Origin of the sequence: Metabacillus halosaccharovorans (genome assembly GCF_002019635.1) — a bacterium.
GTDB lineage: Bacteria > Bacillota > Bacilli > Bacillales > Bacillaceae > Metabacillus > Metabacillus halosaccharovorans.
Genome location: NZ_KV917372.1, coordinates 428,986 through 442,120 on the forward strand (window position 1 = coordinate 428,986; position 13,135 = coordinate 442,120).

The 13,135-nt window shown below is 37.0% G+C and carries 11 protein-coding genes and 1 riboswitch; all 11 genes read left to right on the forward strand.

Going from position 1 to position 13,135, the window contains the following annotated elements:
• The first annotated feature begins 5 nt into the window (after positions 1-5).
• Entirely contained in the window at positions 6-1,403 is a 1,398-nt protein-coding gene (locus tag BK577_RS16365; protein WP_078433940.1) for a sulfatase family protein, read from the forward strand.
• Positions 1,404-1,480: 77 nt separating this feature from the next.
• Positions 1,481-2,479, forward strand: coding sequence for a Gfo/Idh/MocA family protein (locus BK577_RS16370; protein ID WP_078433941.1), 999 nt, complete (start codon positions 1,481-1,483; stop codon positions 2,477-2,479).
• A 151-nt stretch (positions 2,480-2,630) separates the two neighbouring features.
• Positions 2,631-3,548: an AraC family transcriptional regulator gene (locus BK577_RS16375; protein WP_078433942.1), complete on the forward strand. Its 918-nt coding sequence runs from the start codon at positions 2,631-2,633 to the stop codon at positions 3,546-3,548.
• A gap of 171 nt (positions 3,549-3,719) precedes the next feature.
• Positions 3,720-3,910, forward strand: a riboswitch (cobalamin riboswitch).
• A 188-nt stretch (positions 3,911-4,098) separates the two neighbouring features.
• Positions 4,099-5,100 (forward strand): ABC transporter substrate-binding protein, encoded by a 1,002-nt coding sequence (locus tag BK577_RS16380; protein WP_078433943.1) that lies wholly within the window; start codon positions 4,099-4,101, stop codon positions 5,098-5,100.
• The gene (locus tag BK577_RS16385) at positions 5,063-6,130 is read left to right on the forward strand and encodes a FecCD family ABC transporter permease (RefSeq protein WP_078433944.1); all 1,068 of its coding nucleotides are present in this window, start codon (positions 5,063-5,065) and stop codon (positions 6,128-6,130) included. Before BK577_RS16380 ends, BK577_RS16385 begins: the two co-directional genes overlap by 38 nt.
• Positions 6,131-7,627: an adenosylcobinamide amidohydrolase gene (locus tag BK577_RS16390; RefSeq protein WP_078433945.1), complete on the forward strand. Its 1,497-nt coding sequence runs from the start codon at positions 6,131-6,133 to the stop codon at positions 7,625-7,627. It abuts the gene before it with no gap.
• Entirely contained in the window at positions 7,627-9,015 is a 1,389-nt protein-coding gene (locus tag BK577_RS16395; RefSeq protein WP_078433946.1) for a cobyrinic acid a,c-diamide synthase CobB, read from the forward strand. The genes BK577_RS16390 and BK577_RS16395 overlap by 1 nt, the downstream gene beginning before the upstream one ends.
• A complete protein-coding gene (cobT, locus tag BK577_RS16400; RefSeq protein WP_078433947.1) occupies positions 9,012-10,055 on the forward strand; it encodes a nicotinate-nucleotide--dimethylbenzimidazole phosphoribosyltransferase in 1,044 nt (347 codons plus the stop codon). Before BK577_RS16395 ends, cobT begins: the two co-directional genes overlap by 4 nt.
• A gap of 10 nt (positions 10,056-10,065) precedes the next feature.
• The gene (locus BK577_RS16405; RefSeq protein WP_264141883.1) at positions 10,066-10,605 is read left to right on the forward strand and encodes a cob(I)yrinic acid a,c-diamide adenosyltransferase; all 540 of its coding nucleotides are present in this window, start codon (positions 10,066-10,068) and stop codon (positions 10,603-10,605) included.
• Positions 10,606-10,627: 22 nt separating this feature from the next.
• Positions 10,628-12,157: a cobyric acid synthase gene (locus BK577_RS16410; RefSeq protein ID WP_078433948.1), complete on the forward strand. Its 1,530-nt coding sequence runs from the start codon at positions 10,628-10,630 to the stop codon at positions 12,155-12,157.
• 6 nt (positions 12,158-12,163) lie between these two features.
• Positions 12,164-13,135, forward strand: coding sequence for an adenosylcobinamide-phosphate synthase CbiB (gene cbiB, locus BK577_RS16415; protein ID WP_078433949.1), 972 nt, complete (start codon positions 12,164-12,166; stop codon positions 13,133-13,135).

A 13,135-nucleotide genomic window follows, 5' to 3' on the forward strand; every position in this document is an offset into this window, starting at 1 on the left:
TTGTTATGAAAAAACAGGCAAATGTCATTCTCTTTGGTATTGATAGTCTAAGAAGAGACCGAATGAGTTCCTATGGCTACAATCGATTAACAACACCGCATATTGATAAGTTAGCTGAATCAGGGGTATTATTTGAAAACCATTTTAGTCCAAGTATACCAACCACACCAGGTTATGCTTCAATGCTTACTGGCATGGATTGTTTTGGAACTGATGTCGTGGCTCTTAGACATAATGGCCCATTGGGTGAACATGTTAAAACACTTCCGGAAGTTCTAAGTGAAAATGACTATAACACAACTTGTATCGGGTTTACAGGAAACCCTGCCTCAAGAGGGTTCCAAAAATATATTGATTATGAAGCTTGGCAGCCTGATGAAACAGGACGTTGTCCGAAAGCACAAAACCTTAATGATGTAGCACTCCCGGAGTTAAAAAGACTTGCAAATGATGAAAAACCATTTTTCTTGTTTTTAAGACATATGGATCCACATTCTCCATACTTACCTCCAAAACCATATGAAAGAATGTTTTTTGATGGTGACGAATGTGATCCATCTAATAGTTCTTTAGCAAAAATGAAGGAATTTAAACCTTTTGCTGACTTTATAACTTCATGGATACCTAAAGACTGTACAGACTCAGAATACATTGATGCCCAGTACGATGGTGCTGTTGCCTATATGGATGCATGTATACAAAATATATTAACCTCTGTTGAAACACTTGGTTTAACTGAAGAAACACTCATCATCATCACATCAGATCACGGTGAAACATTAAATGAACATGAATGTTGGTACGATCACCATAGTCTATATGAACATAATCTAGTTGTTCCATTAATCCTTAAATATCCCGGATTACCCGAAGGAAAGAGAGTGAAGGATTCCTCATTAATAAAAGATATTATGCCAACAATCCTAGAAGTTTTAGGTATTGATACGAATATTTCATTTGACGGTAGAAATCTTATGTCCCTTGTAAGAGAAGAAGGGGAAACGTTTAGTCAGGAACCTGAATTTTATCTTACAGAATGTACGTGGATGCGTAAACATGGTTGGCGCACTCCGGAATGGAAGCTGATTATTGCTCTTGAACCGGATTTTCATTTTAAACCTGAAGTAGAGCTGTATAATCTTGTGAAAGATCCAAACGAATTACAAAATGTAGCAAATGAGGAGCCGGAAATTGTCAATTTATTAACAGGAAGGCTTAATGAATATATAAGGAAAAGAGAACAAGAAAGTGGCAGAAAGAATCCAATGTATACAAACCTAAATTGGCATGGTTTAAACCAAGGTCCATTTAAAACTTCGCAGGAGGCATACGATTCATTATACATTGGCTCCATTCATACTGCACAAAAGTTACAAGAGAAGAAAAAAGAAAAACAGCTTTAATTTGTTTTAAAATTTTCGAAAATACTTCGAAGGCATTCTCCTTCGAAGTATTTGATCTAAGAAAGGATAGAGAAATAATGATAAAAGCAGCCGTTGTTGGCGTTAACAATATAGGGAAAATACATTGTCGTTATTTTAAAGAAAATAACGACACCGACCTAATTGCCGTTTGCGATCTAAATAAAGAATTGGCGAATGCAGCAGCCAATGAATTTAACGTACTTGCTTATACAGATTTGAAAAGTATGTTAGAAAATGAGGAGATTGATGTTATTAGTATTGCAACTGGTGGTAAAGAAAACGGCTCACATCATTTTGCACCTGCAAGAATGGCGATTGAGGCAGGAAAAGATGTACTGGTAGAAAAACCTTTATCTAATAGCATTGAAGAAGCTCGGGAATTGGTGAGTTATGCAAAAGCAAAAAACGTGCGGTTAGCATGTAATTTAAATCACCGATTTGTACCGATTGCAGAACAGGCTAAAAAGTGGATTGATAATGGAGACCTCGGAGAATTATTATACCTTAATATGAAATTAACAATTGGTAATCCTAACGAATCTAGTCCCTGGATCCACATGAGAGCACTTCACACACATTCAATAGATGTGATTCGTTATTTTGGAGGAGATATTAAACGCGTTCAAGCATTTATGACAAAAGCACCAGGGAGAAAAGTATGGTCTACAGCATCAATCAATTTACAATTTGAATCTGGTGCAGTTGGGCATTTAACGGGTAGTTATGATATGGATAACAACCATCCAATAGAATCTTGTGAAGTTGCCGGGAATAAGGGAAGGTTTATCATTGATAATGTATATGAAAGCTTAACCTATTATCCCCATAAAAGCAGTGAATTAAAGGTGTTTCGTAATTCAGTTCTAACAGGGATGAAAGGTTTTAATGAAACATTTAAAAATAGAATAAATACGTTTATTAGTGAGATAAAACAATCTATTCCACCGGAAAAAATCTCTGGCTCCGGTCATGAGGCGTTAGCAGCACAGGAAGTAATAGAAGCAGCTATTCGCTCACAATTGGAAAATGGTGCAGTTATTGAAATTGGAAAATGAATAAGTAGTAAAAAAACACCATTTTCATTTCGGTAATTGACTATAAAAAGAGAATGTTTAATACTTATTGTAAGCGTTTACTACAGTAAGAAAGAAAATGTTTACTTACTAGATAAACATCCAGATTATTTTATCTAGAGGAGGCACATATATGTCAGCAACTACATATCAAAGTAGTGAATATATGAAAACAGAAGAATTTCCGTTTTGGATTCAGAGATTTCATCATGATTCTACAAACATACCTCCTGCGCATTCACATGAGTTCATTGAACTTGTATTTGTTGTTAAAGGTAATGCAAGACATATATTTGAAGAACAATCCTACATGATCAAAACAAATGATGTTTTTATCATTAATCCCGGTGAAGTTCATACGTTCAATATTGATAAGGGCGAATCATTAGAAATTATTAATTGCTTATTTCTTCCTAATTTAATTCAAGATTCCTGGTTAAAAGAACTGGGTGTTTCTCAATCAATGGATTATTTTTATATTCATCCTTTCTTAGATAATAGTGAGCGTTTTCATCATCTCTTAAATTTAGATGTCAATACCTCATCAAGATTTCTACATTTATTAGAAGGGATGATGTTTGAATACAACAAGGAAAATTCATGCTATTCCACTTTAATCCGTTTACAGCTAGTGGAATTGTTAATCATTTTGTCCCGTCAATATAATGAAAGAAAATCAAGATCTATGCAACCTCTCTCAAAGCACGATGATGTAAACATTTTGATTCAAAGAATATGTGGATATTTAACGAGAAACTTTGATCAAAAAATCTCCATCCAGACCCTCTGTCACTTATTTAATATTAGTCCACGTCATCTAAATCGCCTATTTAAACAAGAAACAGGACAGACCATAATAGAGATGGTACACAATATTAGAATTGAAAAAGCTAAACAATATTTGATAGAAACCGATGAAAAAGTGATTAATGTTGCGATAAGAGTCGGTTATGAAGACCCTGCGTTTTTTAGCCGCTTATTTAGAAGAATAGTTGGCTGTTCTCCCGGTAAATTTAAAGCAAGTAGCTACACTACAAGTATTAAACATTAATGCTCATTATATTTGAAAAGACCCGATAGATTGATATCGAATAGGAATCTATGATATGTTTCAGGAAACCAACCCTTTTCCTCTTTTATTTTTAACAAAGTATCATTCAACAACAAATCCATTTTACAAACTACTAAGTCTATATTATACTCTCTAATAGAAAACAAAAAAATAAATATAGAACAAATAGGTTTCTTACCATATGTAAGACTAAGAGGGAAGTCTGGTGTAAATCCAGCACGGTCCCGCCACTGTAAGCGAAGAGTAAGGTTATGTAATATCCACTGTGTGTTAAGCATGGGAAGGAATAACCGACAGTCATACTCGTAAGTCAGGAGACCTGCCTATTATGTTTTTTAAGCTTCCTCGAGGAAAGGAATGTTTAAAGTGCTCTTTAGTCTCTTGCTGCTTTATTGCTATTATTTTTATAGTAGATTGGATGTTTATACATATCTTGACCAAGAGAAATACCATTTAGATGCCTTTATTCAACGCTTTCGATAGAGAATAGCGTTTTTTTGTGTTCAAAAAAGAAAGGAAGAATGAACAAATGAATACGTTTTTGAAGAAGTGGGGTTTATTAAGTGTTGTTCTTTTGTTAAGCATGTTCATGATCGTGGGGTGCGGATCTCAAGAGGATACCACACAAGGTGAGCAGAATACTGAGAATGATTCGGCTCAACAAGAAGAGAATACTGAGAGTACACAGGCGTTTCCAGTCACGATAACGGATGATGCAGGAAAGGAAGTAACCATTGAATCTGAGCCTGAATCAATCGTTTCTATCCAAGCGAGTAATACTGAAATTGTTTTCGCTCTTGGACTAGGTGATAAAGTGATAGGTGTTTCTGATTATGATAACTACCCTCCAGAAGCATTAGAGATAGAGAAAGTAGGTGCTCAGGATATCAATGTTGAAATGGTACTATCCCTTCAACCTGATATTGCGTTAGTAACCGATTATCATAATGAAACACACCCTGATATTTTAAAGCAATTTGAAGAAGCCGGAATTAAAGTTGTTGTTGTTGGCGAGACCACTTCATTTGAAGAAGTATATAAAAATATCCAAATGATTGGACAAGCAACAGGGACTGAAGAAAAAGCTAACGAAATTGTAACAGATATGAAAGATCGTCTTGCTGCTATAAAAGAAAAAGCTGCAGCAGAAATTACAGAGAAAAAGAAAGTATGGGTAGAAGTTTCTCCATCACCGGATATCTTTACGACAGGTAAAAACACATTTATGAATGAAATGCTGGAATCAATCCAAGCAGTTAATGCGGCAGAAGACCAAGAAGGCTGGGTGAAATTAACGGAGGAAGAAATCGTTAAACTAAACCCTAATGTAATTATTACAACGTATGGCTATTACGTTGACAATCCAAGTGAACAGGTTTTAGCACGTAAAGGTTGGACAGAAGTACCAGCAATTAAAAATAAACAAGTATTTGATGTTGATAATGATACAGTAACAAGACCAGGTCCGCGTTTAATTGAAGGAGTCGAGACACTTGCGAAGCTTATTTATCCTGAAGTGTTTGAAAAGTAAAATTACGTGGCTGTATTTTCTAAGCGGAGGGTTTGTACTTAGTACAGCCCTCCTTGGTTTATTTATCAGCAGTGTCCAAGTGCCCATTTCTACTATTTTACATATTATTTCTGAAAATGCATTCGGTTTTGGATGGCTGGAAGAAATTCCAAAAAATGAAGAAATGATCATATGGAATATTCGTTTGCCAAGAGTACTGCTGGGATTTTGTGTTGGGGCATCATTATCGTTAGCAGGAGCCGCCTTTCAAGGACTGTTACGAAATCCATTGGCAGATCCTTATACAATCGGGGTATCGTCAGGAGCCTCACTTGGTGCAGTGTTTGTTATCTTTTTTCAATTTTCGATAATCGGCTTAGGAAGCTTTACACTTCCTGTTGTGGCAATCATAAGTGGATTTCTTACTCTTTTCCTTGTTTTTGGTCTTGTTAAATTAAGCAGTCGAAACCTGGCAATTGAAACGATTATTCTGTCAGGAATTATCGTAAGTGCATTTATTGGCGCCATTGTCTCGCTAATTATCTCATTAAGTGACCGTGATTCAATGACACAAATTATATATTGGCTGTACGGTAGTGTTGGGATGAGAAGCTGGACACATGTTACATTAATTATTCCGTTTATGGCTCTCGGGACCTTAATTTTATTTGCAAATCATCGGGAATTAAATGCATTGGCACTAGGTGAGGATGCGGCAGACCATATAGGTGTTGATGTGAGGAAAAGAAAAATCTTTATCTTAATTGGTGCTTCCTTATTAACAGGTGCAGCTGTTGCGGTATCAGGTTCGATAGGTTTTGTCGGACTTGTTATTCCACATCTTATTCGTCTACTTACTGGACCGAATCATCGCCATGTTCTACCATTGTCAATGCTTGTAGGCGGAGCATTTCTCATATTGGCAGACTTAGTATGCCGAACGATTATTGCTCCCAAGGAGATGCCGATTGGTGTAATCACAGCTTTAATTGGTGCACCTGTTTTTGCACTTTTATTAATTAGAGAACGTATTGGGCGGAGGAGATCGTAAATGTTAAGAATTCAAAACTTAGTTGGCGGTTATTCACATCCGCCTATCATAAACGGTATTGATGCTGAAATCAAAAAAGGTGAGTTTTTTACCCTCCTTGGTCCAAACGGAAGTGGAAAAACAACTATATTTAAGCTTATTACAGGTCAACTACCGATTATGGCTGGAGAGGTATATCTATCAAACCAATCGATCTCAAGCCTATCAAAGCTTGATAAAGCAAAAAAAATGGCTGTACTCACACAAGAAGCAAATGTATCATTTGATTATACAGTTGAAGAAATTATCGCACTCGGTCGATACCCGCATCAAACGGGATTTCTCAAACAGCTTACAAAACACGATATGGCTTTAATGGATCATGTCATGGAAATGACAAACATTACCCAATTCAAAAAAACTCCATTTCGTATGATAAGCGGTGGGGAAAAGCAAAGAGTCTTATTGGCGAAAGCTTTAGCGCAGGAACCTGAAATTTTACTTTTAGATGAACCTACCAACCATTTAGATATTAAGCATACTTTTCAAATGCTCGATTTATTAAAAGAACAACAGCAAACAATGGGATTAACCATTTTTGCCATTTTACATGATTTAAATGTGGCATCACTTTATTCCGATCGCATCGCTCTGCTGCATCATGGGCAATTTCTAGAAGTTGGAGATGTAGAAACGTTAAGAAAAGTGAATCAGCTGAAAAAAGTGTATGAGGTGGATGTACTTTCTCAATCACATCCAACAATTCCAAAACCACAGCTGTTGTTGACTCCAAACCATAGTATATCTCCACAACCTTATGATTTTAAAAAATCTTATGAGATTAAACAAACGAAGGAATTCATCCATATTCAGTTCAACCATCCGTTAAAATCAATATCTAATGGAGTAATTGGCGATGGCATTCAGTGGCTCACTCATTTTTGTAATTTTCATGTGAAGAAAAATTATCATTGTGATGACCCGCCTAAAGATGTACAGACCTGGATGACAAAACTTAACATTCCATTTGAACAAGCACTTGGGATGATGACAGCTGTTATTTTGGAGGATGTCGTCATAATAGAAGAGAAAGTAAATGGAATCCAGCTGCTTGCTATTGTTACTGCTGGTGTTGGAAATGCAGTTGATATCACAAAACAACCAATTACTGAACCAGTTCAAACGATTGGAACAATTAATACTATGCTCTTTATTGATGCACATTTTACAGATGGAGCACTTGTTAATGGGTTACTGTCAGCAACAGAAGCAAAAGTCAAGGCTCTAACCGATTTAAACATAAAAGATCCCCTGACTAAGTCCATGGCAACCGGCACATCAACCGATGCAGTTGTTCTCGGTTTAACACAGCAGGGAGAAAAAACTCCTTATGCCGGATCAGGGACGGTTGTTGGCCGGGCAATAGGACAAATCGTCTATAAGGCAACACATGAAGCAATCCAGAAATATTTACTTCGCGTAAACAAAGGTCGTTATGATAGAAAAGAGGAATCTTGATGCAACAGAAAAGATTAGTAATTGCAGGAACCGGAAGTGGTGTTGGGAAAACAACCCTTACAATAGGCTTAATGTCAGCCTTAATAAAACGTGGACTTATTGTCCAAGGATTTAAATGTGGTCCTGATTATATTGATCCAAGTTATCATACGGCTGTTACAAAAAGAGCTTCCCGAAATTTGGATAGTTGGATGCTCTCACATGATCATGTCATCGACATCTTACATCATGGCAGTATTGGAGCTGATATTTCCGTTATTGAAGGAGTAATGGGCTTTTTTGACGGGAAAAACCCGGAAACGAATGAAGGAAGTACCGCGGAAATTAGTATCATCACGAAAAGCCCGGTTTTATTAGTTGTCAATTGTGAAAGCATGGCCCGCAGTGCTGCTGCTATTGTGAAAGGCTTTCAACTTCTCTCGGACGGACCGAACATCGTTGGAGTCATAGCAAATAAAGTCGGGAGTGAGGGGCATTATCAGCTTGTGAAAAAAGCAATTGAGAAGGAATGTCTTGTACCTGTTGTCGGATATTTAAAAAGAGAATTGGATATCGAGATTCCTGAACGACATTTAGGTCTCATTCCTTCGATCGAACGAGGAGATCTTGATCATTATTTTCATACATTAGGAGATTTAGTCAGTGAAACAATTGATATACAAAAACTAGTCGAATTAGCGGCAGCAGATCCTTTACCTTTAAATGAAGGTTCGTCCCTATTTAAAACCAAAGAAGAACAAATCGTAAAAATTGCTGTAGCAAAAGATGCTGCGTTCAATTTCTATTATCCTGAGAATTTAGAAATGTTGGAATCAAAGGGAGCAGACATTGTTTATTTTTCACCACTCGAAGATGAAGAGTTACCATCAGATATCGACGGTCTTTATATCGGCGGGGGATTCCCAGAGGAATTTGCCCAAAAATTAGAGAAAAACCAAAAAGCAAAGCATTCTATTAAAATGTTTATAGAACAAGGGCTACCAACACTAGCTGAATGTGGCGGGTTCATGTATTTAACAGAATCAATTAAAACAACTGAAATGAAAACCTATCAAATGGCAGGAGTCATTCCTGGTAAGGTTCATATGCAACAAACATTAGCTGCTTTAGGCTATAGAGAAATAAGCGGTCAAAATGATAATTACCTTTTAAAAAATATAGTCGCGAAAGGACACGAATTTCATTATTCAACCTATGAATCTACGGAAGATAACGTTCCTTACGCATACGAAACAAAAGGACTTAGAGGAATAAAAAAGGAAGGGTATTTACTTGAAAATGTAGTGGGTGGCTATACACATTTTCACTTTAGTTCAAACCCTGACATGGTTGACAATTTGATCGGTAAATGCCTTGAATACAAACAAAATCGGAGGAATCATCATTGACTAAACACCTATATAACATTCCAGAAAAATCCATAGATATAGGAAAACAAGTCTCAAACTATATCAATTCTTTAACAAAACCGCTTGGGAGTTTGGGAAGATTAGAAGAACTGGCGATTTCACTAGCTGAAATGAAAAATGAATCTTTTCCAACTGTAAGTCCTGCAGGAGTACTTGTCTTTGCTGCAGATCATGGCATAACAGATGAAGGGGTATCAGCATATCCAAAAGCCGTTACAGAACAGATGGTCCTTAATTTTTTAAATGGCGGAGCAGCTATTAATGTATTTAGTAGACAAATAGGAGCACTTTTAAACATTATTGACATTGGGGTTGCAAGCGATCTCGATCATTCAGATTTAATAAACAAAAAAGTACGATATGGGACAGGTAACTTTCTGAGAGAAGATGCTATGTCTCGTGAAGAAGCTGAAAAAGCAATTGAAATTGGTTATGAAGAGAGCATTGAAATCATTAACAAAGGTGCACAATGTCTGATTCTAGGTGAAATGGGAATTGGCAATACAACAGCAAGCAGTGCAATTTTAGCTTTATTAAGTGGAAAAGCGATTGAAGCTCTCGTTGGTACTGGCACTGGAATTACAGAAGAAGGCATCCAGCATAAAGTATCTGTTATTAAGAAATCTCTTCAAAATCGAAATCCTGATTCATCTGATCCAATCGATCTCATCGCGAAAGTAGGTGGACTTGAAATTGCCGGTATGACAGGTGCTATGCTTGCTGCAGCGAGCATGAGAGTACCGATTCTTGTTGATGGGTTTATTTGTACGATAGCGGCATTACTGGCAAAGCAACTTTCACCGAATGCTTCAGATTATATGATTGTGACACATCAATCAGTTGAACCTGGTCACCAAATTGCCCTTTCCTTATTAGGGAAAAAACCACTTTTAGATTTAGGTCTCCGGTTAGGTGAAGGAACAGGAGCAGCGGTTACATACCCAATTATTCAATCAGCTACACTCATACTAAAGGAAATGGCAACATTCGAATCAGCTGGAGTTTCTCAAAAAAACTAGGAGGTCATAGATGATGGAGAAAAAAGGTTTAACACTTGTATACACAGGCGATGGAAAAGGAAAAACAACGTCTGCTCTTGGATTAACATTGCGGGCGGTAGGCAGAGGGTACAAAGCAAAAATCTTTCAATTTATAAAGTCTCCCCAGCGTTCATATGGAGAACAAATTGCCCTGCAAAAATTAGGTGTGGACATGGTTCAACTAGGTATTGGCTTTACATGGACGAAAACACCTGAAGAGCATCGGGAAGCATTGAGAATTGGCTGGCCGAAAGCGAAGGAAGCAGTACTCAGTGGAGAATATGATGTCGTGATTTTAGATGAGCTAAATAACGCACTTTCTATTGAGACTTTTCCAATAGAAGATGTTTTACCCTTACAAGAAGTGATTGACGTGATTCAAAATCGTCCATCACACGTCCATCTTGTTATAACGGGCAGAAATGCCAAACAAGAAATTAAGGACGTTGCCGATCTTGTTTCAGTCATTGATGTGGAAAAGCATTATTATAATGAAGGAATTCCTGCAGTGAAGGGAATTGAATTTTAACCGCGCAAAGGAGTTCATACATATGAAAAAGGCAGTACCATTAATGATTCAAGGCACACATTCTGATGCTGGAAAAAGTGCGATTGTAACAGCACTATGCCGTATCTTTATGCAGGATGGCTATAAGACAGCTCCATTTAAGTCACAAAACATGGCACTCAATTCTTATATCACAATTGATGGAAAAGAAATTGGCCGGGCACAAGGTGTGCAAGCAGAGGCAGCTAAGATCATTGCGACAACTGATATGAATCCGATCTTGATCAAGCCGACAGGAGCTTACCAATCTCAAATTGTCGTACATGGTAAACCATTTAGAAATATGAAAGCAGGCGAATACCGGCAAGACTTCTTTCAACAAGGGTTAACATTGATAAGCGACGCTTATGATAGATTGTCATCTAGCTATGACCGAATTGTGATTGAAGGCGCTGGAAGTCCGGCAGAAATTAATTTAAATGACCGTGAACTTGTAAATATGCGTGTTGCCAAATTGGCTGATGCACCCGTCATTTTAGTTGGGGATATTGAAAAGGGTGGTGTATTTGCGAGCTTAGTCGGAACACTTCAGCTATTAGAGCCGGAAGATCGCAAAAGAATTATTGGAGTGATTATTAATAAATTCCGCGGGGATGTCTCTTTATTAGAACCAGGCTTAAACTGGTTTGAAGAATACACCGGTGTTCCTGTTTTAGGGGTTGTTCCTTATATTGAGAATTTATTTATTGAAGCGGAGGATTCTGTTGTTTTAACAAATTATTCTTCTAAACAAGATTCTTCTAAAGATATTGATATTGCTGTTATTCGCCATCCGATGATTTCTAATTTTACTGACTTAGATCCATTTTTTGAAGAAGATGATTGTCATGTTCGTTTCGTGAAACAAGCAGATGAACTAGGAAACCCTGACTTACTCATTTTACCCGGGAGTAAAAATACGATAGAGGATATGATATTTCTACATCAGAGTGGATTAGCGAATAAAATATTGGAGCTCTCACAAAGTGAAACAATAATAGTTGGCATTTGTGGGGGATATCAAATGCTCGGTAACAGTATTGAGGACCTACATAAAGTTGAATCAGTACATGGAAAAACGAGCGGATTAGGTTTACTTCCAATGAAAACTGTTATAACAGAAAAGAAAAAAACAGTCCAATCAGTAGGAATGGCGATGTTTGGAGAAAAGCAAATTCCTGTAAAAGGCTATGAAATTCATATGGGTGAATCGTATTTTGAGAAAACATATAAACCTTTTATACACTTAACAAATAGTCAAGATGGAGTTATTACCGAGAAGAAGCAATTGATTGGTACGTATTTTCATGAGATTTTTCATAATGATTTATTACGCGAAAACATTCTTAATGAAATTCGTACCAAAAAAGGATTGGAGCCAATATATGATCGGGTGTCATTTGCTAAGAAAAAAGAAGAGGGTTTTGATTTATTAGCGAATGAGATTAGGAAGAATCTCAACCTGGATCTAGTGTATCAATTATGTGAAGAATTTGGCTCATACCGAGCCGACAATAATGATGTAAAGGAATAAACATGAATGTTGTTGTTTAATGTATTTTCAGAATATCTTTTATTAATCATTGCAGCTGGAATTCTACTTGATTTAATCATAGGTGATCCAAGATGGCTTCCTCATCCTGTCGTAATGATGGGGAAGCTCATTTCTTTTTTAGAGAGAAAGTGGAATCAGGGGGAACATCGTGTCCAAAAAGGACTGGCCCTTACCATATCCGTTATCTTAGTCGTTTTTCTTGTTACTTCTTCGGTTTTGTTTATCGCATATAAGCTTCATCCAGTCTTAGCTATTATTCTTGAAATTTATCTTATTTCAACAACTATTGCGATAAAAGGATTATCTACTGCTGCAAAAGAAGTGCTTCTTCCATTAAAAAAAGGGGATACCATAGAGGCAAGAAAACAGCTGAGTATGATTGTAGGACGCGATACGTTAAACTTACCTGAAAAAGAAATTGTTAGGGGTACAGTTGAAACGGTTGCAGAAAATACCGTCGATGGAATTACATCTCCATTATTTTGGACCATAATCGGTGGAGCACCTTTTGCACTCGTTTATCGGGCAATTAATACATTAGATTCGATGGTTGGGTACAAAGATGAACGATATGGTCAATTCGGATGGGCCTCTGCAAAACTTGATGATCTTGCCAATTGGATTCCAGCTAGGCTAACAGCACTTTCCATATGGATCTCAAGTCTTTTCATAAAAGGTTCAAAGGTAAAACAGGCTTGGAACATCACCTTGAGAGATGCAAGAAAACACCCCAGCCCTAACAGCGGGTGGTCTGAGGCAATGGTTGCCGGCTTGTTAGGAGTTCAATTAGGTGGAATTAATTATTATAAAGGAAGAAAGTCAGAAAGAGCGACAATGGGAGATCCAGAAAAAGACTTAACTCAATCTGATATTCCAAAAGCGATCAAATATATGCATGGAGGATGGATTGTTTTTTTCCTAATCCCAGGCATAATTATTTTATTCGTTCTGTCGTAA